This window comes from Massilia sp. BHUDP2, assembly GCF_046236355.1.
In the GTDB taxonomy this organism is placed as follows: domain Bacteria; phylum Pseudomonadota; class Gammaproteobacteria; order Burkholderiales; family Burkholderiaceae_D; genus Telluria; species Telluria varians.
In genome coordinates this window covers 438,380-460,838 of the sequence record NZ_JBJUVW010000004.1, presented here as the reverse complement: position 1 = coordinate 460,838, position 22,459 = coordinate 438,380, and the positions used below count along the sequence as shown (strand labels likewise).

Here is a 22,459-nt window from a genome sequence, read left to right as displayed (position 1 = left end):
GAAGCCGCGTTTTTCGTTTGGCGATGCCGAATCAGGCTGCCGGCAGCTTCGCCAGCTGCTCCTGCATCTTGGCCAGCGTGGCCGAGAAGTTCGCCACGCGTTCCTTCTCCTGCTCCACCACCGCGGCCGGGGCGCGGGCAACGAAGCTTTCGTTCGACAGCTTGCCGCTGGCCTTGGCGATCTCGCCCTGCAGGCGCGCGATCTCTTTCGACAGGCGCTCGCGCTCGGCGGCGACGTCGATCTCGACCTTCAGCATCAGCTTGGTGGTGCCGACGATCGACACGGCGGCCGGCGATTCCGGCAGCGCGTCGACCACCTGCACCTCCTGCAGCTTGCCCAGTGCCTGGATGTAGGGGGCGAACACCGCCATGCGGGCGCGGTCTTCCGCGTTGCCCGGCTCGACGATCAGCGGCACGCGCACCGACGGCGACAGCGACATCTCACCGCGCAGGTTGCGGGTGGCGTCGATCAGGGCCTTGAGCTGTTCCATCCAGGCTTCCGCCTCTTCGCTCACGAACGAGGTATCGGCCAGCGGGTAGGGCTGCAGCATGATCGAATCGCCGGTCTTGCCGGCCAGCGGCGCGATCGCCTGCCACAGGGCTTCGGTCACGAACGGGATGATCGGGTGCGCCAGGCGCAGCACCACTTCCAGCACGCGCAGCAGGGTGTGGCGGGTGGCGCGCTGTTGCGCTTCCGTGCCCTGCTGGACCGAGACCTTGGCCAGTTCCAGGTACCAGTCGCAGTATTCGTACCAGACGAAGTTGTAGATGCTGCTGGCGATGTTGTCGAAGCGGTAGTCGGCAAAGCCCTTGGCGATATCGAGTTCGACGCGGTTCAGCAGGGAGATGATCCAGCGGTCGGCCTGCGACAGGTCTTCCGGATTCGGCTGGCCGCAGTCCTTGCCTTCCGTGTTCATCATCACGAAGCGGGTGGCGTTCCACAGCTTGTTGCAGAAGTTGCGGTAGCCCTCGCAGCGGCCGAGGTCGAAGTTGATGTTGCGGCCCAGCGAAGCGTAGCTCGCCATGGTGAAGCGCACGGCGTCGGTGCCGAAGGCCGGGATCCCCTCCGGGAATTCCTTGCGGGTGGCCTTGGCGATCTTCTCGGCGGCGCGCGGGTCCATCAGGCCGGTGGTGCGCTTGGCCACCAGCGACTCGACGTCGATGCCGTCGATCAGGTCGATCGGGTCGAGCGTGTTGCCCTTCGACTTGGACATCTTCTGGCCCTGGCTGTCGCGCACCAGGCCGTGCACATACACGGTCTCGAACGGCACCTTGCCGGTGAAGTGGGTCGTCATCATCACCATGCGGGCGACCCAGAAGAAGATGATGTCGAAACCGGTCACCAGCACCGACGAGGGCAGGAAGTGCTTCATGTCCGGGGTTTCTTCCGGCCAGCCCATGGTCGAGAAGGGCACCAGGGCCGAGGAGAACCAGGTATCCAGCACGTCGTCGTCGCGGCGCAGTGCGCCGGTGACGCCCTGGGCCGCGGCCTTGGCTTGCGCTTCTTCCTCGGTGCGGGCGACCACGATCTCGCCGTTCTCGCCGTACCAGGCCGGGATGCGGTGGCCCCACCACAGCTGGCGCGAGATGCACCAGTCCTGGATGTTGCCCAGCCACTGGTTGTAGGTGGTGGTCCAGTTCTCGGGCACGAACTTGATCTCGCCGTTGGCCACCTTTTCCAGCGCCACGTCGGTGATCGACTTGCCCGGGTTGAAGGTGCCTTCCGGCGCCGGTTTGCTCATGGCGACGAACCACTGGTCGGTCAGCATCGGCTCGATGACCACGCCGGTGCGGTCGCCGCGCGGCACCATCAGCTTGTGCGGCTTGACTTCGGCCAGCAGGCCTTGCGCCTCCAGGTCGGCGACGATCTGCTTGCGCGCGGCGAAGCGGTCCAGGCCCTGGTACTGGCTCGGGCCGTTCTCGTTGATCTTGGCGTCCAGGGTGAAGATGTTGATCGGCGCGAGGTTGGCGCGCTGGCCGACCGCGTAGTCGTTGAAGTCGTGGGCCGGGGTGATCTTGACGCAGCCGGTGCCGAATTCCTTGTCGACGTAGCTGTCCGCGATCACCGGGATCTGGCGGCCGGTCAGGGGCAGGTTCAGCAGCTTGCCGTGCAGGTGGGTATAGCGTTCGTCGGTCGGGTCCACCGCCACGGCGACGTCGCCCAGCAGGGTTTCCGGACGGGTGGTGGCGACCGTGAGGTGGCCCGAGCCGTCGGCCAGCGGGTACTTGATGTACCACATCGAGCCGTCTTCTTCCTGCGAATCGACTTCCAGGTCCGACACGGCGGTGCCCAGCACCGGATCCCAGTTGACCAGGCGCTTGCCGCGGTAGATCAGGCCCTGTTCGTACAGGCGCACGAAGACTTCCGCCACGGTTTTGCTGCGGCTTTCGTCCATCGTGAAGTATTCGCGCTTCCAGTCCGGCGAGGTGCCCATGCGGCGCATCTGGCCGGTGATGGTGTTGCCCGACTTTTCCTTCCACTCCCAGACCTTCTCGACGAAGGCTTCGCGGCCGAGGTCGTGGCGCGAGATCTTCTGCGCGTCGAGCTGGCGCTCCACCACGATCTGGGTGGCGATGCCGGCGTGGTCGGTGCCCGGGATCCAGGCGGTGTTATAGCCGCGCATGCGGTAGTAGCGGGTCAGGCCGTCCATCACGGTCTGGTTGAAGGCATGGCCCATGTGCAGGGTGCCCGTGACGTTCGGCGGCGGCAGCTGGATGCTGAACGACGGCTTGCCGTCTTCCATGGTGGCGGTGAAGTAACCGCGCTGTTCCCACTCGGTGCGCCAGTATTGTTCAATGTCTGCGGGCTCGAAAGACTTGGCAAGTTCCATGATGTGGTGAGATAAAAATTGTGCGAAAAGAACCATTATAGAGTAGATGCGGCTATAATCCGCCCCGCTGCGTTCCGGAAAGCCGGGCGCGGCACACGCTAGGGGTCCTGCTGTCGCAAACGCGACACGCGGGTGAGAAATACCCTCCGAACCTGATCTGGATAATGCCAGCGAAGGGAAGCAGTCAGAACACGGCCCGGGGCGCGCACGCGCCTGCCTGGCCGATCCTGGCACACTCCTTTGCTGGCTCCGCAAAGGAGCCACATGAACGCACCTCTGAAGTTCGACGCCGCGACCGCCACGGTCGACCAGGCGGCCATCGAACCCTTCCCCAACTCGCGCAAGGTCTACATCGAAGGCAGCCGGCCCGACATCCGCGTGCCGATGCGCGAGATTTCGCAATCCCCGACACCCGACAGCTTCGGCGGCGAGGCGAATCCGCCGCTGTTCGTCTACGACACTTCCGGACCCTACACCGACCCGGCTGCCGGCATTGACATCCGCCGCGGCCTGGGTACACCGCGTACGCCGTGGATCCTCGAACGGGGAGATACCGAGGAGTTGGCGGGCCCGACTTCCGACTACGGCAAGGCGCGCCTGCTTGACCCGGCGCTCACCGCCCTGCGCTTCGAGCTGCAGCGCACCCCGCGCCGCGCCCGCAGCGGGCGCAACGTCACCCAGATGCACTATGCGCGCCAGGGCATCGTGACGCCCGAGATGGAGTTCGTCGCCCTGCGCGAAAACCTGCGCCGCAAGGAATACCTGGCTTCGCTGGTCGATTCCGGTCCCATGGGCGCGCGCGTGGCCAGCCTGCTGTCGCGCCAGCATCCGGGCCAGTCCTTCGGCGCCAGCATCCCCGCCGAGATCACGCCCGAGTTCGTGCGCGACGAGGTGGCCCGTGGCCGCGCCATCATCCCGGCCAACATCAACCACCCGGAAATCGAGCCGATGATCATCGGCCGTAACTTCCTGGTGAAGATCAACGCCAACATCGGCAACTCGGCGGTGACGTCCTCGATCGGCGAGGAAGTGGAAAAGATGACCTGGGCGATCCGCTGGGGCGCCGACAACGTGATGGACCTCTCGACCGGCAAGCACATCCACGAGACGCGCGAGTGGATCATCCGGAATTCGCCGGTGCCGATCGGAACCGTGCCGATCTACCAGGCCCTGGAAAAGGTCGGCGGCAAGGCCGAGGAACTGACTTGGGAGATCTACCGCGACACCCTGATCGAGCAGGCGGAGCAGGGCGTCGACTACTTCACCATCCACGCCGGCGTGCGCCTGGCCTACGTGCCGATGACGGCCAAGCGCCTGACCGGCATCGTCTCGCGCGGCGGTTCCATCATGGCCAAGTGGTGCCTGGCGCACCACAAGGAATCCTTCCTGTACACGCATTTCGAGGAGATCTGCGAGATCATGAAGGCCTATGACGTGTCCTTCAGCCTGGGCGACGGCCTGCGTCCCGGCTCGATCTACGACGCCAACGACGAAGCCCAGCTGGCCGAGCTGAAGACCCTGGGCGAACTGACGCAGATCGCCTGGAAGCACGACGTGCAGACCATGATCGAGGGCCCCGGCCACGTGCCCCTGCACCTGATCAAGGAGAACATGGACCTGCAGCTGGAACAGTGCAGCGAAGCGCCGTTCTACACCCTGGGGCCGCTCACCACCGACATCGCGCCCGGCTACGACCACATCACCTCGGGCATCGGCGCCGCCACCATCGGCTGGTACGGCACCGCCATGCTGTGCTACGTCACGCCCAAGGAGCACCTGGGCCTGCCCGACAAGAACGATGTCAAGGACGGCATCATCACCTACAAGATCGCGGCCCACGCGGCCGACCTGGCCAAGGGCCACCCTGGCGCCCAGCTGCGGGACAACGCCCTGTCGAAGGCGCGCTTCGAATTCCGCTGGGCAGACCAGTTCAACCTCGGCCTCGACCCGGACAAGGCGCGCGCCTTCCACGACGAGACCCTGCCCAAGGAGTCAAGCAAGGTGGCGCACTTCTGCTCGATGTGCGGCCCGCATTTCTGTTCGATGAAAATCACGCAGGAGGTGCGCGAGTATGCCGCCGCCAGCGGCGTGGCCGAAGGGGCCGCGCTGGCGAAGGGCATGGAAGAAAAGGCGATCGAGTTCGTGCGCGGCGGCGCCAGGCTGTACCGGGAGGTCTGATGACGGAGATCGAATTGAACGGCGCCCTGTACCAGGTGCCGGCGGGCGTCTCGCTGCTGGACCTGGCGGGCCAGCTGGGCCTGGCCGAGCAAGCGGTGGCGGTGGCGGTCAACCGCGAAGTGGTGCCGCGCCAGCAGTGGCCGCAGCGCCGGCTGCAGGCCCGCGACAAAGTGGACATCGTGCGCGCCATCGGCGGCGGTTGAAAACAAGGAGATGACAATGAATGCAATCGTAGAGAACGACTTCCTGACCATCGCCGGGCGCCAGTACGCTTCGCGCCTGCTGGTCGGCAGCGGCAAGTACCGCGACCTGGCGCAGACGCGCGAAGCCACCCTGGCAGCCGGCGCCGAGATCGTCACCGTGGCGATCCGCCGCGTGAACATCGGCCAGGACCCGAACGCTCCCAGCCTGCTCGACGTGCTGCCCCTGGAGGAATTCACCATCCTGCCCAACACGGCCGGCTGCTACACGGCGAAAGACGCCGTGTACACGCTGCAGATGGCGCGCGAGCTGCTGGGCGGGCGCAAGCTGGTCAAGCTGGAGGTGCTGGGCGACGAGAAGACCCTGTTCCCCCAGATGCCCGAAACGCTCAAGGCGGCGGAGGTCCTGGTGCGCGACGGTTTCGACGTGATGGTCTATTGCAGCGACGACCCGGTGCAGGCGCGCATCCTGCAGGAGATCGGTTGCGTCGCCGTAATGCCGCTGGCCTCGCTCATCGGTTCCGGCATGGGCATCCTGAATCCCTGGAACCTCTCGCTCATCATCGAGCAGGCATCGGTGCCGGTGCTGGTCGATGCCGGTGTCGGCACGGCCTCGGATGCGGCGATCGCGATGGAGCTCGGCTGCGACGGCGTGCTCATGAACACCGCGATCGCGGCCGCCCACGATCCGGTGCGCATGGCGCGCGCGATGCGCCACGCCGTCATCGCCGGGCGCGAGGCGCGCCTGGCGGGGCGCATGCCGAAGCGCTTCGCGGCCTCGCCCTCGTCGCCGCTGCAGGGCATGGCCACCTGATGGTGCCGACCGTGCTCGTGTTCGCCGGGCTCGACCCCGGCGGCGGGGCAGGGCTGGCGGCGGACATCGCCGCCATCGGCGCCCTCGGCGGCCACGCGCTGCCGGTGGCGACGGCCCTGACCGTCCAGGACAACAACCGGGTGCACGAGGTGCACCCGGTCGACGCCGGCCTGGTCCTGCGCCAGGCCGATGCCCTGGTCGATGCCTTCGGCATCGACGCGGTCAAGATAGGCATTCCCGGCAGCCGCGAGAACGCGGCCGTCATCGCCCGGCTGCTGCGCCGGCTGCGCGCGTCCGCCCCGGCGCTGCCGGTCGTGCTCGACCCGGTGCTGGCCAGCGGCCACGGCGACGCGCTCGGCAAGGGCAACGCCATCGCCGCGCTGGCCGAGCTGCTGCCGCTGGCCACCGTGCTGGTGCCGAACCTGCCGGAGGCGGCGGCGTTGGGGGAGGTCCCCTGCGAGCACGTGCTGGTCACCGGCGGTCATGGCGAGGGAGACATCGTCGTCAACCGCTGGCTGCAGGGCGGGGTGGAGCAGCGCAGCTGGCGCCTGCCGCGCCTGCCGCACAGCTACCACGGCAGCGGCTGCACGCTGGCCGCCGCCATCGCGGCGCGCCTCGCGCTGGGCGACCCGATGGCGCAAGCGCTCGAGCATGCCCAGGACTACTGCCACCAGACACTGGCGCACGCCTTCCGGATTGCGCCCGGACAGCGCATCCCGCGCCGCATCCTGCATACACACTGAAAGGAACATCGTGAAACAACACTTCATGCGCGGGCTCTACCTCGTCACCCCGGACTGGGACGACACCGAACGCCTGCTCGCGGTCACCGACCTCGCCTTGACTGCTGGCGCATCCCTGGTGCAGTACCGCCATAAAAGCGCCAGCCCGGCCTTGCGCGCCGAGCAAGCCGCGGCCCTGCTGGCGCTGTGCCGCAGCCACAACCGGCCGCTCGTGATCAACGACCACATCGACCTGTGCCGCGACCTCGACGCCGACGGCGTGCACGTCGGCGGCACGGACATGTCGGTGGCGCAGGCGCGGGCCCTGCTGGGACCGGGCAAGATCGTCGGCGCCTCCTGCTACGGCGAGCTGAAACTGGCCGAGAACGCCCAGCAGGCGGGCGCCAGCTACGTCGCCTTCGGCGGCTTCTATCCCTCCCCGGTCAAGAAATACAGCTTCGTCACGCCGCCCGAACTGGTCGAGGTCTGGCGCGACCGCGTGGCCCTGCCGATGGTGGTGATCGGCGGCATGACCCCGCTGAATGCGGCACCGCTGGTGCGGCGCGGCGCCTCGATGGTGGCGGCGATCACGAGCGTGTACGCGGCGGCCGACCCGGCGGCGGCCGTGCGCGACTTCTGCGCGCTGTTCCGGCACGCCTGAACTTACAATGGCAGCGTTGCCACTCTTGCCATACCGACCATGCGACCGCTGCGCCTGCTCATCCATACCAGCCGCCACCCCTCGGCCATCCTGCTGCTGGTACAGCTGCTCGGCATGCTGTTGTACCCCTTTATCGAGCACGAACCCGCCGGGCACACGGCCTTCAACGTGTTCGGCATTCTGGTGCTGTCGCTGACCATCCGCATGGTGCGGCGCACGCCGGGCGAGACCCGGATCAGCGTGGCGCTGGCGGTGCCGATCGTGATCCTGCTGGCGCTGCAGACCTTCTACGACCTGCGCGGCACGCTGCTGCCCTGGTCCTCGGCGCTGGAAGCGCTGTTCTACTTCTACGCCGCCGGCAGCCTGATCGCCTACATGATGGAAGACCGCCGGGCCACCACCGACGAGCTGTTCGCCGCCGGCGCCACCTTCACCCTGCTGGCCTGGGGCTTCACCCACCTGTACCTGATGGTGCAGGAACTGCATCCCGGCACCTTCGCGGCCGCCGTCAACGCCTCCGCTCCGCGTACCTGGAGCGAGCTGAATTACCTGAGCTTCGCACTGCTGTCGAGCACCGGCATCGGCGACGTGATTCCGCTCACCGTGCATGCGCGCGCCCTGTGCAGCATCGAGATGCTGGTGGGCGTGATGTACCTCGCGGCCGTGGTGGCGCGCCTGATCGGCTTCACCACCCAGGGCAAGATCTACCGGCGCCGCCCGGATGCCCCGCGTGAATCCTGGGAAGAGGACTAGCGCATCCGTGGTGAATAAAATGCGGCCCGCACGCGCCGTGTTAAGTCTTCAATAAGACGCATGCCTTAACTTGGCGCGGTTTGCAGCACCGGCATCCCGCCATCGCTGCGCCACGTTTCGCGTGCATGATGCCGAAAGCCCGGATACTGAGAACCTTCCTTGCCGTCCTGCTGGCGCCGCTCGCCGCCTATGCGCTCGCCGCCGCCTCTCCCAAGCCGATGTTCGACTACCGCTACAGCTACGAGAACTACCGGATCTGGTCGGATCGACCCATCCCGGGCGAGATCACCGCGGTGCTGGACGACGTGACGCGGCGCCTGCGTACCTCGACCCTGCACCAGCGCGAAACGCCGGTCGAGATCTTCTTCTGCAACGAGCCCTGGCGCCTGTGGCTCTATGGCCGCGCTTTCAGCACCCGCCTGGGCGGGGCGGCCGACGTCTGGCTGACCCGGCAGGTGTTCATCCGCGCCTCCGACATCCCGGCCAACCGCATCCATACACCGAATGGCGGGCCGCTGGCCGATGCCGCGCAGCGCCCGCTGTCCTACTTCATCGCGCACGAGATCACCCACAACGACGTGTCGCGCCGTTTCGGGCGCACGGTCATGCTGCGCTATCCGGAATGGCTGCTGGAAGGCTATGCCGACTACGTGGGCAAGGCGGGCGACTTCGATTTCGAGGACAACCACGCGCTGTTCACTGCCGGCGCCGGCGCCCTCGATCGCGACAGGAGCGGCCTGTACCGCGAATTCCACCTGAAGGTCGCCTACCTGCTCGACAAGAAGGGCTGGACCCTGGAGCAGGTGTTCGCGAATCCGCCCGACGAGGAAGAACTGGACGCCCGCCTGCGCGCGCAGCGCCCACATATGTATCAATTTGCGCCTGCCGTGGATTGACCGGCCGCGGCGCCGCATGCGATATTGCCTTTCTAGCCACTTCCATCGAAAGCATCCGCAATGCGTCTTTACGTCACCGCCCTTGTCCTCGCACTGGCCAGCGCCGGTTGCGCCCAGGTCCCCACCGCCGCCACCATCTCGCCGGAGGCGCTGCGCACCCACGTGCAATACCTCTCCTCCGACCAGCTCGAAGGCCGCGGCACGCCCTCGCGCGGACAGGACCTCGCCACCGACTACATCGCGGCCCAGTTCCGCAAGGCGGGCCTGGAGCCGGCCGGCGACGACGGCTACTTCCAGACCGCGACCTGGCAGTACGCCGAGCGCAAGGCTGACGACGTGAGCCTGAGCGTGCTGGCCGGCGGCAGCACCGTCACCGTGCCGGCCGGCGGCGCGACCGGCAACTTCCTCGATCCGGTGACCCTGGCGGCCACGCCGGCGGTGTTCATGAGCTGGAAGGATGCGCTGGACAACAGCGAAGCCGCCAACGGCAAGGTGCTGGTGGTGCCGGCCCCGCCGGTGCCGCGCGCCGCGCGCCAGCTGCAGGAAAAACTCAAGAGCAAGCCGCTGCTGGTCGTCATGATCGACCGCGAGCGCCGTCATGGCGCCGGTACCGGCGGCTGGCTGATCGATCCGGAGCAGGCTGCGCCGCAGGGCGCGGCGCCGGCTCAGTTGCCTGTCCTGTTGCTGCATGCGCCTGACGCCGCGGCGGCGCTGGAGAAGGGCGGGGCAAGCGTCACGGCACGCGTGGCCGCCCCGAGCATCCGCCCGGTCAAGCTGCGCAACGTGGTCGGCGTGTTGCGCGGTGCCGATCCGGTGCTGAAGAACACCTACGTCCTGATGACGGCGCACCACGACCACGTGGGTATCCGCGACGGCGAGGTCTACAACGGCGCCAACGACGACGCCAGCGGCGTGGTGTCGCTGATCGAGGCCGCCAATGTGCTGGCCGCGCGCAAGGAGCGTCCGCGCCGCAGCATCGTGTTCATGACCTTCTTCGGCGAAGAACTCGGCATGCTGGGCTCGAAGTACTATGCGCGCCACCCGGTGTTCCCGCTGAAGGACACGGTGGTGAACATCAACCTCGAGCAGACCGGCCGCACCGACGACAGCGAAGGCAAGCAGCTCAATTCGATCGCCATGACCGGCTACGACTTCTCGACCCTCGGCGACATGCTCAAGAAGTCCGCCGAGCGCACGGGAGTGCGCCTGTGGAAGCATGCGGCCTTCAGCGACGCCTTCTTCTCGCGCGCCGACAACCAGTCGCTGGCCGACGCCGGCGTGCCGGCGCACACCCTGTCGGTGGCCTACGGCTTCTCGGATTACCACGGCAAGGACGACACCTGGGACAAGCTCGACTACGACAACATGGCGCGCGTCACGCGCATGCTGACCGAAGGCGTGTACGACATCGCCAACGCGACCGAGCGCCCGACCTGGACGGCGGCCCCGAAGGCGGCCAACTACGCCGCCAAGGGGCGCGCGCTCACGGCCGGCGAGGCGGCGGCCAAGTGAGCGGCGGCGCGGTCCTGGTGCGGCGTTTGCTGGCGGACGAGTGGCAGGCCTACCGCGCGATCCGCCTGCGCGCGCTGGCGGATGCGCCCGAGGCCTTCGGCAGCACGCTGGCGCGGGAAGAGGCGCTGCCGGACGATACCTGGGCGACGCGGGTGGCGAAGTCCGCGGTCTCCGGCATCGATTGCGCGCTGGTGGCGGAAGTGGAAGGCCAGCTCGCTGGCCTGCTGTGGGCCAAGGTCGATGCGCAGGATGCCGGCCGGGTGAATTTGTTCCAGATGTGGGTGGCGCCGGAATGGCGCGGCCGCGGCGTGGCGGCGGCCTTGCTGATTGATGCGCTCGGCTGGGCGAGAACGCGCGGAACCCGGGTCGTGCACCTAGGCGTGAACAGCGAGAATGCAGGCGCGCTCAGGCTGTACGAGCGTGCCGGCTTCCACCCGATCGGCGAGCCCTATTTGATGCGGGAGGGCGCCGCGCACATGGAACAGGAAATGCGCCTGCTTCTGGGCGGCGCAGCATAAAAAAATGGGACGCCCGGAGGCGTCCCATTGTCATTGCAGCGCCAGGGCTTAGTTACCGCAGCCCAGCGAAGCGATGCGGTCGCGTGCGGCCTTGGCCTGCACCAGGCCGAAGCCGTACTTGGTGTCGCGGCCGGCGGTGCCCAGGTCGAGCGCGCTCTTGGTGAGCGAAGCGCGCATCTGCGCGGCGGTACAGGTCGGGAAGTAGCTCCACACCAGGGCGGCGACGGCCGACACGTGCGGGGTCGCCATCGAGGTGCCGTCGAAGTAGGCGTAGTTGCTGGCGCGGATGCCGACCGTCGCGCTCTGGCCCAGCTGCTGCTTCATCGCCGCGCCTTCGGTATCGGTCGCGGTGACCGACGGGATGTTGGTCACGGTGGTGCCCAGGGTGCCGCCGAAGGCGCCTGCCACGTTGTTGTACACCACGGCGCCGACGCCGCCGCTGTTCTGGCAATTCGAGACCTTGGTGGCGAAGTCCACGGTGCCGCGCTGGATCAGGCAGACCTTGCCCGAGACGGCGGTGTTGACCTTGTCGCCGATGCCGAAGTCGGCCAGCGGTGCGGTGGCGGTCTTGACCGGCGAGCCTTCCATCGCGCCCGGGGCGTAGGTGCTGCTGCCGACGGTCAGGACGGCTTCCTGGCCGGTGCCCATCGGCACGGTCGACAGGACGCTGACGCCGGGACCGGCCAGTTCGACGCTGCTGTTGTACTGCGAGAAGGTGGCCCACTGCTTGTTCTCGTCGACCGCGCCGACCATGATCACGCTGGCGTAGCCGGCAGGATAGGAAACCACCGTATTGCCGTCGTTACCGGCCGCAGCCAGGCTCAGGACTCCTTTGGAATACAGGGTGTCGAAAGCTTTCTGTTCGGTGGTGCTCTTGCGCCCGCCGCCCAGCGACATGCTGATCACGTTGGCGCCGGCGGCGCCGCACTTGTTGGCGGCCGAGGCCAGGGTCGAGGAATAGGCCCAGCCATCCTTGCCGAACACCTTCACGATGTGCAGCTTGAGCTGCTTGTTGGCGGCCACGCCGACCACGCCGCCCGCGTTGTTGATGGCGGCGATGGTGCCGGCCACGTGGGTGCCGTGGCTGTTCTCGTCGGTGTACCACCAGCCGGTGCCGGCGTCGTATTCGCCGGTGACCGGGTTGGCCGACAGGTCTTCATGGTTGCGGTCGTAGCCCGAGTCGATGATGCAGACCTTGCGGTTGGCGGCGCTGGCGTCCGACAGCAGGTCGGCCTGCACCTGCTTGATGCCGTAAGGGACCAGCTGGCCCGATGCGTACGGGGTGCCGGTCGACGGCGAGGTAAGCGCGAAGGGCTTGCGGATCACGTCTTCTTCGATGTATTCGACGTTCGGGTTGTTCTCCAGTCCTTTCAGCGCGACCGCCGGGACCTCGATGGCCATGGCGTTCATGCCGAAGATTTCGTGCTTGACCGAGCCCTTGGACGCTGCCACCACCGACTTCACCTTGGCAGCGGCACCCGGCTTGAAGGCGACGATGACGCGGGTGGTGTCGGGAGCTGCGGCCTGCGCGTTGCCGAAGACGCCGGCAGCGACCAGGGCTGCCAGGCAAACGCGAAGGGAGGATGCGCGAGTGTTTTTGTCTACCATGTATCTTCTCCGTTTGAAAACAAAGTTATTGCGCCTTTGCTCTGTAGGCTTCGTGCGCTGTTGTGCCACCTCATGGGTGGTGAAATTAGTGTATTTCAAAAGCTTGTATATATGCATACCGAGTTCAACTGTGCGCAGGCAACACTTGATCAGGCACAGCTCGCTACCGATTGTCCATACAAGCCGTCTGTACAACGTGGTATCGTTTCTCCCAAATATCCGCAGCAAACGCACCGTCTGAACCATCCAGCGTGCGCAAACGCCATGGCGCGCCACGCGCATGCCCACTCCTTGTTATCATTTCAAACTTTACGGCGTTGCAATCCGGCGGCGTCCGACGCTCGGTTCAGGAAGGAAAACATGAAGACCAAGGCTGCAGTTGCATGGAAGGCGGGCCATCCGCTCACGATCGAAGAAGTCGAACTCGAAGGCCCGAAGGCCGGCGAGGTGCTGGTCGAGGTCAAGGCGACCGGCATCTGCCACACCGACTACTACACGCTGTCCGGCGCCGATCCGGAAGGCCTGTTCCCGGCCATCCTCGGCCATGAAGGCGCGGGCGTGGTGGTGGACGTCGGCCCGGGCGTCACCAGCCTGCGCAAGGACGACCACGTCATTCCGCTGTACACCCCGGAATGCCGCCAGTGCAAGTTCTGCCTGTCGCAGAAAACCAACCTGTGCCAGGCGATCCGCTCCACGCAAGGCCGCGGCCTGATGCCTGATGCGACTTCGCGCTTCTCGCTGGACGGCAAGCCGCTCTACCACTACATGGGCACCTCGACCTTCTCGAACTACATCGTGGTGCCGGAGATCGCGCTGGCCAAGGTGCGTTCGGACGCGCCCTTCGACAAGATCTGCTACATCGGTTGCGGCGTCACCACCGGCATCGGCGCGGTGATCTTCACGGCGAAAGTGGAGGCGGGCGCCAACGTGGTCGTGTTCGGCCTGGGCGGCATCGGCCTGAACGTGATCCAGGCGGCCAAGATGGTGGGCGCCGACAAGATCATCGGCGTGGACCTGAACCCGGAACGCGAAGCCATGGCGCGCAAGTTCGGCATGACCCACTTCATCAATCCGACCAAGGTCGAGAACGTGGTCGATGCGATCGTCCAGCTGACCGACGGCGGCGCCGACTACAGCTTCGAATGCGTCGGCAACGTCACCACCATGCGCCAGGCGCTGGAGTGCTGCCACAAGGGCTGGGGCCAGTCGATCATCATCGGCGTGGCGGCGGCCGGCCAGGAAATCTCGACCCGTCCGTTCCAGCTGGTGACGGGCCGTGTGTGGAAGGGCTCCGCCTTCGGCGGCGCGCGCGGCCGCACCGACGTGCCGAAGATCGTCGACTGGTACATGGAAAACAAGATCAACATCGACGACCTGATCACCCACCACCTGCCGCTCGAGCGCATCAACGAAGGCTTCGACCTGATGAAGTCGGGCGAGTCGATCCGCTCGGTCGTGGTCTTCTGATACCCGCCGTCCGGCATCCTCGACGCGGCCTCCGGGCCGCGTTTTTTTATTTTTACACCGGGGTCAGGTCTGACATTTGGACACGAACTCGAGCATGAATGCGTTGTATTGCTCAGCTTGTGTCCGAATGTCAGACCTGACCCCCGGCTGCGTTCGGCCTCCGGGCCGCGTTTTTTCATTCTGCCCCGCCATTTCGGCCGCCTGTCGCACCGGGCTGGCCCTCATCCCCGCACACGCCTAGAGTAACTGCATCGCCGGACAGGTCCGGTCCAAAGTAGAAAAAAAGTTCTAGACATTTTTATCTAGAACTTTTAATCTAGTTGCTAACGATGAGGGGACACACCCGATGGACGAATGGTTCGGTACGGCGGCAAGCAGCCTGGCCTGGGCGCTGATCGATTTCCTGTGGCAGGGCCTGCTGGTCGGCTGGGTGGCCGCGCTGCTGCTGGCGCTGATGCGCAAGGCGCGGCCGCAGGCGCGCTACCTGGTGGCTTGCGGCGCGCTGCTGCTGTGCGCGGCCCTGCCGCTGGCCGGAATGGTCGCGCGCATGGCCGAGGCGGACGCCGGCGCGGCCAGTTCCGCCCTGCCCGTGGCAGCGGCGAGCGCGGTGGCGGGCGCCGTGTCGGCGCTGCCGGTGGCCGCCATCGATGCCGGCAAGTTCGCAGGCTGGGAATCCGTCCTGCAGGAGCGCCTGCCGCTGGTGCTGCTGCTCTGGGCGCTGGGCGCCGGCCTGCTGGCCCTGCGCATGGTGCTCGGGCTGGCCTGGGTGCGCCGGCGGACCCGGGCGGGGCAGTACCGGCTCGACCCCGCCTGGCAGGCGCGGCTCGACAGGATGGCGCGGGGCATGGGCATCGCCCGCCGCGTCACCCTGGGACTGGTCGACGACCTGGCCAGTCCAGTGACGGCCGGCTGGTGGCGCCCGGTGGTGCTGGTGCCGGCAGCGCTGGTGTCGGGCATGCCGCCGCAGCTGCTGGAAGCGCTGCTGGCGCACGAACTGGCGCACGTGCGCCGCTGTGACTACGTAGTGAATTTGATCCAGAGCGCGATCGAGATCCTGCTGTTCTACCACCCGGCCGTGTGGTGGCTGTCGAACCGGATCCGCGAAGAGCGTGAACAGATTGCAGATGATGTAGCCGCAAGCACGCTCGGCGAACCGCGGCGCCTGGCACTTGCATTGTCCGAACTGGACCTGTTCCAGTTCACCCCGCAACTTGCCCCAGCAGCACATGGAGGAAATCTTATGTCCCGCATCAAACGCCTGGTTCGTCCCGAAACCGAACCGCTGAACTGGAAGCTGGCGCTTCCGATCCTGGGCCTGGCCACCGCGGCAGTCTTCTATTCCTGGTCGGCGCCGGCCCATGCCGAGGCCGAGCAGCCGGCCCCGGCCCCAGCCCCGCGTGCCGAGCCCGCGCCCCGTCCGCAAGCCGCGCCGGCCGAGCGCCGCGTGGTGCGCAAGGACGGCAGGGAAGAGCCTTATGCCGTGGTGCGCGCCAACGACAAGAACACGAGCATGACCGGCAGCAGCGACGACTGGGACGACATCAAGGAAGCCAAGCGGCGCATTGGCGGCGACTTCCTGTGGTTCCGCGAGGGCGGCCAGGCCTGGTACATCCAGGATGCCGGCGTGCTGGCGAAGGTCGATGCCGCCTGGGCGCCGATGAACCGGCTGGGGGCGCAGATGGACGTGTACGGCAAGGAGATGGACGTGCACGGCAAGAAGATGGATGCGCTCGGCAAGGACATGGACGTAGCGGCGCGCGGCTTCAAGCCGGACGAGGGCAAGCTGCGCGCGGTCGAGGAGCGCATGGAAGCGCTGGGCGAAGAAATGGAGAAGCTCGGCAAGCAGCTGGGCGCGACCGACAGCGTCAAGGAGCGCGAGCGCATCCAGGGCCGCATGAGCGAAGTCGGCCAGCAGATGTCGGCGGCGGGGCAGGAGATCAGCCAGCTGCACAACGGGCCGGGCATGCGCGAGGCGCAGAAGTCGATGGACGCGATCGGGCGCCGCATGAGCGAAGCCGGCAAGCCGATGGATGCGATCGGCAAGAAGATGGGCGCGCTCGGCAAGGAGATGGAGCGCGAGAGCAAGGCGGCCGACAAGACGGTGCGCGCCCTGATCCGCGAAGCGCGCGAGAAGGGGCTGGCAAAGCCAGTGCCGCAGGCGGGCTGACAATCAAGAAAACGGCCTGCCGCTCGGAGCGACAGGCCGCAATTTTACCAACTGGTCAAAAAACGCCGGTGTGCTGCCTCAGCAGCGTAGCGGCGCCGCGACCGGTCTTACTGCTGCGCGATCTTGCCGCGCCATGCACCGGTTTCCGAGCCGCGCTTCTCCAGCAGTTCCTTGAAGTTCTGCAGGTTGCCACGCAGTTCCATGCGAACGGCGCCCATGGCGTCGCCGACGGATTCGATCGCGTTTTCCGGTTCATAGTCCATTTGAACCATGACGCGGCAGCAGTTGTCCGAGATCTTGTGGAAGGTAGCGACACCGCCGTTCTTCACGCCGGTGACGCTGCGCCAGGCGATGCGCTTGTCCGGGATCTGTTCGGTGATTTCGGCATCCCACTCCTTCTCTTCGCCGGCCACGTTGGCGCGCCAGTGCAGGTGCTTGTCGTCGAGCTGGCGGATTTCCTTGACGCTCTTCATGAACTGCGGGAAGTCCTCGAACTGCGTCCACTGGTTATACGCGGTCTTGACCGGAACGTTGATCTCGATGGATTCCGAGACCGACGAGCTGGCGCCATAGCCGCTGCGGTTTTGCTTGAGTTTTTTGGACAGCATCATGCCGCCGACGGCAAGTGCGGCAACGGTAACTACGCGGTTCAGCATAAGTATTCTCCTTTGGCTGGGAAGCCGCTCGCATCTGCAAAATGTTGGCCCGAAACAAGGGATGCGAGACTGATTGCTTCGTAAGGTAATGGTCTGACGGGCCACGCGAACTGTCGCGAATCTCTCGTTAAAATAAGCGAAAAGACAATTGGGCGGCGCGCGAAACGATGGGGCGCTTATACTGATGAGTCTGTTGTTGGCCGCCAGAAAGGAGACCAGGATGAACTTGCAGGGAGGATGTTTCTGCGGTGCAGTTCGGTACACGGTAAGGGGCGAAATTTTCAACAGCACACTGTGTCACTGCACTGATTGCCGTCGGGTATCGGGCGCGCCCGCCCTGGCCTGGTTCAGCGCGCGCCGCGCCGACTTCCGCTTCACGCATGGGGAGCCGCAGCGCTTCGCTTCGAGCGAACACGTGCTGCGCAGTTTTTGCCCGCAGTGCGGCACCACCCTCACTTTCGAAGACGCCCGCTGGCCGGAAGAACTGGACATCGCCAGCGCCAGCCTCGACGACCCCGAACAGGCGCCGCCAGGCGACCACACTTTCGTGCGCAGCCGCCTGAGCTGGATGAAACTGGACGACGGCCTGCCCGCGTACCCGACGACACGGTCGGCCGGAAAATAGCAGCCGCCATATCGCCGGGCCTGCAGCCCTAGCGCCGCCGGATGCTGCCGTCGCTGATCTGGGCCTGCGTGTGCACCAGGTTGGCCTCGAAGGATTGCATCTGCAGGCCAACCGCCGTCAGGTCCATGCCCGAGCTTTCGATGCGCGGGAACAGCTCGTTCTCCTCTTGCTGGATGTGGGCTGTGACGGCTGTGATCAGTTCGCGCATCAGGGTGTCGCTGTGGCTGTCGTCGAGCGACATGCCCTCCAGCGTCGCGACCAGGTCGTCCACCTTCAGGTGGTCCTGCTCGAAGTGGCTGATCAGGGATGCGTCGATGTTGCGCACCGCCGGGTAGACGATCGATTCCTCCAGCCGCGAGTGCATGTGCAGGGCCTGCAGGATCTGGGTCCCGGCCTGCTTCTTCACTTCCTGGCTGTCGCTGTTGAGATACTTGTCGGCCAGCGCACGCACCATGTCGTGGTCGCGAATCAATGCCTTGACCGGCTGGTCGACCGGAAACGTGCCTGCTGCTTTGTCGGCTGCCATACCATCCTCCCTGTCGTATGTACGAATGTGGCCTTTCAGGCTAGTATAGGCGATGGATAAAACAAGGATCGCGTGGTTTTCGCCGCATAGCTGGATGGGCATACAGTAATCACAGCGTTATAATGGCCGGATGCAGAATCTCCTCCATAACCTCAATCCCGAACAGCTCGCCGCCGTCACCCTGCCGTCGCAGAGCGCGCTGATCCTGGCCGGCGCCGGTTCCGGCAAGACGCGTGTGCTGACGACCCGCATCGCCTGGCTGATCCAGACCGGGCAGGTGTCGCCCGCCGGCATCATGGCGGTGACCTTCACCAACAAGGCGGCGAAGGAGATGCTGACCCGCTTGTCCTCGATGCTGCCGATTAATACGCGCGGCATGTGGATCGGCACCTTCCACGGTCTGTGCAACCGGCTGCTGCGCACCCACTACAAGGACGCCGCGCTGCCGCAAGCCTTCCAGATCCTCGATTCGCAGGACCAGCTTTCGCTCATCAAGCGCATGCTGAAGGCGGCCAACGTGGACGATGAAAAATACCCGGCCAAGGCGCTGATGTACTTCATCAACAACGCCAAGGAGCAGGGCCTGCGCGCCAATCGCCTGGAACCGAACGACCCGATCGAGCGCCGCATGATCGAGCTCTACGAACTGTACGAAGGCCAGTGCCAGCGCGAAGGCGTGGTCGATTTCGCCGAGCTGCTGCTGCGCTCGTACGAACTGCTGGCCAGGAACGGCCCGCTGCGCCACCACTACCAGATGCGCTTCCGCCACATCCTGGTCGACGAGTTCCAGGATACCAACGACCTGCAGTACAACCTGCTGAAACTGCTGGCCGGGCATGACGAGGAGGGCGGCGGCGCCATCTTCGCGGTGGGCGACGACGACCAGAGCATCTACGCCTTCCGCGGCGCCAACGTCGGCAACATGCAGGCCTTCGAGCGCGAATTCCGCGTCAAGAACCTGATCAAGCTGGAGCAGAACTACCGCTCCTTCGGCCACATCCTCGACAGCGCCAACTACCTGATCGCCAACAACACCAAGCGTTTGGGGAAGAACCTGCGTACCGACGCGGGGCAGGGCGAGCAGGTGCGCGTGTACGAAGCGGCCAGCGACCTCGAAGAAGCGCAGTGGATCATCGAGGAAGCCAAGAGCCTGATGAAGGACGGCCTGTCGCGCAGCGAGATCGCGATCCTGTACCGCTCCAACGCGCAAAGCCGCGTGATCGAGCATGCGCTGTTCGCGGCCGGCCTGCCCTACACCGTGTACGGCGGCCTGCGCTACTTCCAGCGCGCCGAGGTCAAGCACGCCATCGCTTATCTGCAGCTGATGGACAACCCGCACAACGATTCGGCTTTCCTGCGCGTGGTGAACTTCCCCACGCGCGGCATCGGTGCGCGTTCGATCGAGCAGCTGCAGATGGCGGCCGACTCCTACGGTATTTCGCTCTACGCGGCGGTGCCCTACATGACCGGCAAGGCCGGCGGCGCGCTGGGGAATTTCGTGAAGCTGATCGAATCGGCGCGCTTCGAGACCCAGCAGCTGCCGCTGCCGGAACTGGTGAGCGTGGTGCTGGAACGCAGCGGCCTGCTGCAGCACTACCAGAACGAAAAAGAGGGCGCCGACCGCATCGAGAACCTGGAGCAGATGGTCAATGCCGCCACCCAGTTCGTGCAGGAAGAAGGCTTCGGCCAAGGCGCCCCGGCCCACCTCGGCCCGCAGGCGCTGCCCCAGATCGGCGAAGCCATCGTCAACCAGGACGGCATCGAGATCCTCGATTCCGACGCCCCGCTGGCCAGCGTGATGTCGCCGCTGTCGGCCTTCCTCACCCACGCATCGCTGGAAGCGGGCGACGCCCAGGCCCAGGCCGGGCAGGACGCCCTGCAGCTCATGACCGTGCACTCGGCCAAGGGCCTGGAATTCGACGCCGTGTTCATCACCGGCCTGGAAGAAGGCCTGTTCCCGCACGAGAGCAGCGCGCGCGAACTCGATGGCGTGGACGAAGAGCGACGCCTGATGTACGTGGCGATCACGCGTGCGCGCAAGCGTTTGTACATGAGCTTTACCCAGCAGCGCATGCTGCACGGCCAGACACGCTTCAACATGAAGTCGCGCTTCTTCGACGAACTGCCGGAAGAATCGATCAAGTGGCTGTCGCCGCGCGTCCAGACCAACTGGTTCGCCGGCCGCAAGCAGACCACGGCCTGGGACGACGCCGCCTTCCGCGACGGCTCGGACAACAAGATCGCGCAGCAGATCACCCAGAAGTCCGGCAACGGCTCCGGCTGGCGCGTGGGGGAGAGCGTGTCCCACGCCAAGTTCGGCGAGGGGGTGATCGTGAATATCGAGGGCGGGGCGGGCGCGGCGCGCGCCCAGATCAACTTCGGCGCGGCGGGGATGAAGGTGCTGGATCTGTCGGTGGCGAAGCTGGAGCGCGTCGGCCGCTAACTGCTTTTCGTAGGGTGGGCGGCTTTGCCGCCCACGCGTTCAACCGGCTGAGAGATCATCCGGCCGGGGTCCTCACCCGATAACTATCACCGCGTGGGCGGGAGACCCGCCCACCCTACGGTTTATTTGCTCAGGTTGACCGGGCCGGCCTGCGACCCACCATCCACCGGCTTCCCGAAAATCTGCCGGTACCCCACATACATCGCGCACTGCAGCAGCAGGATGAACAGGAAGATCAGCCACATGATCACCACGCGCGTCATGTTCGAGGCGCCCAGCAGCAGGGTGATCACCATGCAGATGCCGAAGAAGATCGCGAACCAGGCCAGCAGCAGCACGATGAACACGCGGGCGCTGCGCACCACGGCGAAGAAGCTGTAGAACACCGCTTTACCGGCCGTCATCTTCTGCCAGTAGGTGAGCGGGGCGGCGAAACACAGCGACATCAGGGCCGCCACGTCCAGCCCGAAAATCATGAACATCGCCAGGATGTCCGAGCCCGCCACCTGCGGCTGCCCGCCTTCGCGTCCCTGGCGCGCCACCTGTTCCCAGAAGCCCGGATCGACCGCGAAGCGCGTGATCACGGCCATCAGGAGCGACACGGCCAGGTAGATCAGGCCCACCTTGCACAAATCCTTCACCACCGGCTGGCGGAAGCCCGTCAGCAGCACACCGGGCGTGACCCGTTCGCCGTTCTCGATCATCAGGCAGGCCTTCATGAAGGCCATCGAGAACGACGGGATCAGGACCACCGCGATCATCGGCCCGAGCAGCGGCACGGCACTGATGCCGATGCTGATCAGGATGTTCGCGAACAGCAGCGTGGTCAGCGCGGCCGGTTGTTTGCGGAACAGACCGGCGCCTTGCTTGAGCCAGTGCCAGCCGGTGATTGCAGGAATAGAGTTCATGTAGGCAGTTGGGGCGCGCCGCGTTCGATGCGGGCGCGCAGGATGCGTTCGAAGTGGGTGGGGTCGTGGGGCGTGAGCAGTTCTGCTTCACGCGGAATATGCAGATCATACAGGCGCGACAGCCAGAAGCGCAGCGCGCCCGCACGCAGCATCGGCAGCCAGGCAGCCTGTTCTTCCTGGGTGAACGGGCGCACGGCGTGATAGGCCTCGAGCAGGGCGCGCACGCGTGCCTCATCGAGCACGCCGCTTGCCAGGTCGACGCACCAGTCGTTGACGGTCACGGCGACGTCGAACAGCCAGGTGTCGACGCCGGCAAAGTAGAAGTCGAAGCAGCCGCTCAGGCGCTCGCCTTCGAACATCACGTTGTTGCGGAACAGGTCGGCGTGCACCGGGCCGCGGGTGAGCGCGGCATAGGTGGCGGTGCGCGCGAAGTCGCTCTGGAAGCCGACTTCATTGCGCAGCAGGTCCGCTTCGGCTTGCGAGATCAGCGGCAGCACGGTGGGCGCGGTCGCCGTGATCCAGTCCAGGCCGCGCAGGTTGGGCTGGTGCAGGGCGAAGTCTTGCCCGGCCAGGTGCATGCGCGCCAGCATGCCGCCGACTTCGGCGCAGTGCGCCGGTTGCGGATCGAGCTGCGAGGCGCCGCTCAGGCGGCTGACGATGATGGCCGGCTTGCCCTGCAGGGTGACGACCAGTTCGCCGTCGATCGTCGGCACCGGCGCCGGCACCGGAATGCCGCGCTCGGCCAGGTGGCGCATCAGCTGCACATAGAAGGGCAGTTGTTCGAAGCGGAGGTTCTCGAAGATGGTCAGCACGAATTCCCCACGCTCGGTGGTGAGGAAGAAGTTGCTGTTATCGATGCCGGAGGAAATGCCCTGGAGCGCGAGGGCGTCGCCGAGGGGGAACTGCTTGATCCACTGGGAAAGGTCGTCCAGCGAGACCGCGGTAAAAACTGCCATGAGCTAGCAACAAAGTGAG

19 protein-coding genes and 1 riboswitch are annotated in these 22,459 nt (G+C 65.9%); of the genes, 13 read left to right on the top strand and 6 right to left on the bottom strand.

Features of this window, described 5'->3' with window-relative positions; genetic code table 11:
- Nucleotides 1–31: 31 nt before the first annotated feature.
- Nucleotides 32–2,830 (bottom strand): valine--tRNA ligase, encoded by a 2,799-nt coding sequence (locus tag ACK6C6_RS23650; protein ID WP_209589614.1) that lies wholly within the window; start codon nt 2,828–2,830, stop codon nt 32–34.
- A 90-nt stretch (nt 2,831–2,920) separates the two neighbouring features.
- Nucleotides 2,921–3,026, top strand: a riboswitch (TPP riboswitch).
- A gap of 68 nt (nt 3,027–3,094) precedes the next feature.
- Between ACK6C6_RS23650 and thiC the strand changes: the two genes are divergently transcribed.
- The 9 genes from thiC to ACK6C6_RS23605 all read left to right on the top strand — a co-directional run bounded on the left by thiC (nt 3,095) and on the right by ACK6C6_RS23605 (nt 11,084).
- Nucleotides 3,095–5,008 carry a phosphomethylpyrimidine synthase ThiC gene (gene thiC / locus ACK6C6_RS23645; protein WP_409269595.1) on the top strand — a complete coding sequence of 638 codons (1,914 nt, stop codon included), beginning with the start codon at nt 3,095–3,097 and terminating at the stop codon, nt 5,006–5,008.
- On the top strand, nt 5,008–5,211 hold the full coding sequence (gene thiS, locus ACK6C6_RS23640) for a sulfur carrier protein ThiS (protein ID WP_209589612.1): 204 nt from the start codon (nt 5,008–5,010) through the stop codon (nt 5,209–5,211). The genes thiC and thiS overlap by 1 nt, the downstream gene beginning before the upstream one ends.
- A 16-nt stretch (nt 5,212–5,227) precedes the next feature.
- Nucleotides 5,228–6,022, top strand: a complete 795-nt coding sequence (locus tag ACK6C6_RS23635; RefSeq protein WP_409269593.1) for a thiazole synthase — start codon at nt 5,228–5,230, stop codon at nt 6,020–6,022.
- A complete protein-coding gene (locus tag ACK6C6_RS23630; protein WP_409269592.1) occupies nt 6,022–6,765 on the top strand; it encodes a hydroxymethylpyrimidine/phosphomethylpyrimidine kinase in 744 nt (247 codons plus the stop codon). The genes ACK6C6_RS23635 and ACK6C6_RS23630 overlap by 1 nt, the downstream gene beginning before the upstream one ends.
- A 25-nt stretch (nt 6,766–6,790) precedes the next feature.
- The gene (gene thiE / locus ACK6C6_RS23625) at nt 6,791–7,405 is read left to right on the top strand and encodes a thiamine phosphate synthase (RefSeq protein ID WP_409269719.1); all 615 of its coding nucleotides are present in this window, start codon (nt 6,791–6,793) and stop codon (nt 7,403–7,405) included.
- Nucleotides 7,406–7,444: 39 nt separating this feature from the next.
- Nucleotides 7,445–8,158 carry an ion channel gene (locus ACK6C6_RS23620; protein ID WP_409269590.1) on the top strand — a complete coding sequence of 238 codons (714 nt, stop codon included), beginning with the start codon at nt 7,445–7,447 and terminating at the stop codon, nt 8,156–8,158.
- 125 nt (nt 8,159–8,283) lie between these two features.
- A complete protein-coding gene (locus ACK6C6_RS23615) occupies nt 8,284–9,054 on the top strand; it encodes a hypothetical protein (RefSeq protein WP_409269588.1) in 771 nt (256 codons plus the stop codon).
- A 60-nt stretch (nt 9,055–9,114) separates the two neighbouring features.
- Nucleotides 9,115–10,566 carry a M28 family metallopeptidase gene (locus tag ACK6C6_RS23610; RefSeq protein WP_409269587.1) on the top strand — a complete coding sequence of 484 codons (1,452 nt, stop codon included), beginning with the start codon at nt 9,115–9,117 and terminating at the stop codon, nt 10,564–10,566.
- Nucleotides 10,563–11,084 (top strand): GNAT family N-acetyltransferase, encoded by a 522-nt coding sequence (locus ACK6C6_RS23605; protein ID WP_409269585.1) that lies wholly within the window; start codon nt 10,563–10,565, stop codon nt 11,082–11,084. Before ACK6C6_RS23610 ends, ACK6C6_RS23605 begins: the two co-directional genes overlap by 4 nt.
- Before the next feature lie 48 nt (nt 11,085–11,132).
- Here ACK6C6_RS23605 and ACK6C6_RS23600 read toward each other — a convergent pair whose 3' ends face one another.
- Nucleotides 11,133–12,692, bottom strand: a complete 1,560-nt coding sequence (locus tag ACK6C6_RS23600; protein ID WP_409269584.1) for a S8 family serine peptidase — start codon at nt 12,690–12,692, stop codon at nt 11,133–11,135.
- A 360-nt stretch (nt 12,693–13,052) separates the two neighbouring features.
- Between ACK6C6_RS23600 and ACK6C6_RS23595 the strand changes: the two genes are divergently transcribed.
- Both ACK6C6_RS23595 and ACK6C6_RS23590 read left to right on the top strand, forming a co-directional pair.
- Nucleotides 13,053–14,159 carry an S-(hydroxymethyl)glutathione dehydrogenase/class III alcohol dehydrogenase gene (locus ACK6C6_RS23595; protein WP_209589604.1) on the top strand — a complete coding sequence of 369 codons (1,107 nt, stop codon included), beginning with the start codon at nt 13,053–13,055 and terminating at the stop codon, nt 14,157–14,159.
- Between the two features lie 346 nt (nt 14,160–14,505).
- Entirely contained in the window at nt 14,506–16,326 is a 1,821-nt protein-coding gene (locus ACK6C6_RS23590) for a M56 family metallopeptidase (protein ID WP_409269583.1), read from the top strand.
- Nucleotides 16,327–16,433: 107 nt separating this feature from the next.
- On the opposite strand, the gene ACK6C6_RS23585 is transcribed toward ACK6C6_RS23590, so the two are convergent.
- Nucleotides 16,434–16,982 (bottom strand): SRPBCC family protein, encoded by a 549-nt coding sequence (locus tag ACK6C6_RS23585; RefSeq protein ID WP_081925909.1) that lies wholly within the window; start codon nt 16,980–16,982, stop codon nt 16,434–16,436.
- A 184-nt stretch (nt 16,983–17,166) separates the two neighbouring features.
- On the opposite strand from ACK6C6_RS23585, the gene ACK6C6_RS23580 reads away from it, so the two are divergent.
- A complete protein-coding gene (locus ACK6C6_RS23580) occupies nt 17,167–17,607 on the top strand; it encodes a GFA family protein (RefSeq protein ID WP_409269582.1) in 441 nt (146 codons plus the stop codon).
- Between the two features lie 28 nt (nt 17,608–17,635).
- Here the strand turns inward: ACK6C6_RS23580 and ACK6C6_RS23575 are convergent, their stop codons facing one another.
- Nucleotides 17,636–18,133: a hemerythrin domain-containing protein gene (locus ACK6C6_RS23575; protein WP_409269580.1), complete on the bottom strand. Its 498-nt coding sequence runs from the start codon at nt 18,131–18,133 to the stop codon at nt 17,636–17,638.
- A 130-nt stretch (nt 18,134–18,263) separates the two neighbouring features.
- Between ACK6C6_RS23575 and ACK6C6_RS23570 the strand changes: the two genes are divergently transcribed.
- Entirely contained in the window at nt 18,264–20,576 is a 2,313-nt protein-coding gene (locus ACK6C6_RS23570) for a UvrD-helicase domain-containing protein (RefSeq protein ID WP_036210549.1), read from the top strand.
- A 122-nt stretch (nt 20,577–20,698) separates the two neighbouring features.
- On the opposite strand, the gene ACK6C6_RS23565 is transcribed toward ACK6C6_RS23570, so the two are convergent.
- Nucleotides 20,699–21,484, bottom strand: coding sequence for a BPSS1780 family membrane protein (locus ACK6C6_RS23565; RefSeq protein WP_409269579.1), 786 nt, complete (start codon nt 21,482–21,484; stop codon nt 20,699–20,701).
- Nucleotides 21,481–22,440: a homoserine kinase gene (locus tag ACK6C6_RS23560; RefSeq protein ID WP_409269578.1), complete on the bottom strand. Its 960-nt coding sequence runs from the start codon at nt 22,438–22,440 to the stop codon at nt 21,481–21,483. The genes ACK6C6_RS23565 and ACK6C6_RS23560 overlap by 4 nt, the downstream gene beginning before the upstream one ends.
- Nucleotides 22,441–22,459: the final 19 nt, after the last annotated feature.

What these genes read in the sequence shown, in the direction of transcription:
- ACK6C6_RS23575 (WP_409269580.1), bottom strand. Translation starts at nt 18,133, where the DNA reads ATGGCAGCCGACAAAGCAGCAGGCACGTTTCCGGTCGACCAGCCGGTC.
- thiC (WP_409269595.1), top strand. Translation starts at nt 3,095, where the DNA reads ATGAACGCACCTCTGAAGTTCGACGCCGCGACCGCCACGGTCGACCAG.
- ACK6C6_RS23600 (WP_409269584.1), bottom strand. Translation starts at nt 12,692, where the DNA reads ATGGTAGACAAAAACACTCGCGCATCCTCCCTTCGCGTTTGCCTGGCA.
- ACK6C6_RS23580 (WP_409269582.1), top strand. Translation starts at nt 17,167, where the DNA reads ATGAGTCTGTTGTTGGCCGCCAGAAAGGAGACCAGGATGAACTTGCAG.
- thiE (WP_409269719.1), top strand. Translation starts at nt 6,791, where the DNA reads ATGCGCGGGCTCTACCTCGTCACCCCGGACTGGGACGACACCGAACGC.
- ACK6C6_RS23615 (WP_409269588.1), top strand. Translation starts at nt 8,284, where the DNA reads ATGATGCCGAAAGCCCGGATACTGAGAACCTTCCTTGCCGTCCTGCTG.
- ACK6C6_RS23570 (WP_036210549.1), top strand. Translation starts at nt 18,264, where the DNA reads ATGCAGAATCTCCTCCATAACCTCAATCCCGAACAGCTCGCCGCCGTC.
- ACK6C6_RS23590 (WP_409269583.1), top strand. Translation starts at nt 14,506, where the DNA reads ATGGACGAATGGTTCGGTACGGCGGCAAGCAGCCTGGCCTGGGCGCTG.
- ACK6C6_RS23560 (WP_409269578.1), bottom strand. Translation starts at nt 22,440, where the DNA reads ATGGCAGTTTTTACCGCGGTCTCGCTGGACGACCTTTCCCAGTGGATC.
- ACK6C6_RS23565 (WP_409269579.1), bottom strand. Translation starts at nt 21,484, where the DNA reads ATGAACTCTATTCCTGCAATCACCGGCTGGCACTGGCTCAAGCAAGGC.
- ACK6C6_RS23630 (WP_409269592.1), top strand. Translation starts at nt 6,022, where the DNA reads ATGGTGCCGACCGTGCTCGTGTTCGCCGGGCTCGACCCCGGCGGCGGG.
- ACK6C6_RS23610 (WP_409269587.1), top strand. Translation starts at nt 9,115, where the DNA reads ATGCGTCTTTACGTCACCGCCCTTGTCCTCGCACTGGCCAGCGCCGGT.
- ACK6C6_RS23620 (WP_409269590.1), top strand. Translation starts at nt 7,445, where the DNA reads ATGCGACCGCTGCGCCTGCTCATCCATACCAGCCGCCACCCCTCGGCC.
- ACK6C6_RS23650 (WP_209589614.1), bottom strand. Translation starts at nt 2,830, where the DNA reads ATGGAACTTGCCAAGTCTTTCGAGCCCGCAGACATTGAACAATACTGG.
- thiS (WP_209589612.1), top strand. Translation starts at nt 5,008, where the DNA reads ATGACGGAGATCGAATTGAACGGCGCCCTGTACCAGGTGCCGGCGGGC.
- ACK6C6_RS23595 (WP_209589604.1), top strand. Translation starts at nt 13,053, where the DNA reads ATGAAGACCAAGGCTGCAGTTGCATGGAAGGCGGGCCATCCGCTCACG.
- ACK6C6_RS23635 (WP_409269593.1), top strand. Translation starts at nt 5,228, where the DNA reads ATGAATGCAATCGTAGAGAACGACTTCCTGACCATCGCCGGGCGCCAG.
- ACK6C6_RS23585 (WP_081925909.1), bottom strand. Translation starts at nt 16,982, where the DNA reads ATGCTGAACCGCGTAGTTACCGTTGCCGCACTTGCCGTCGGCGGCATG.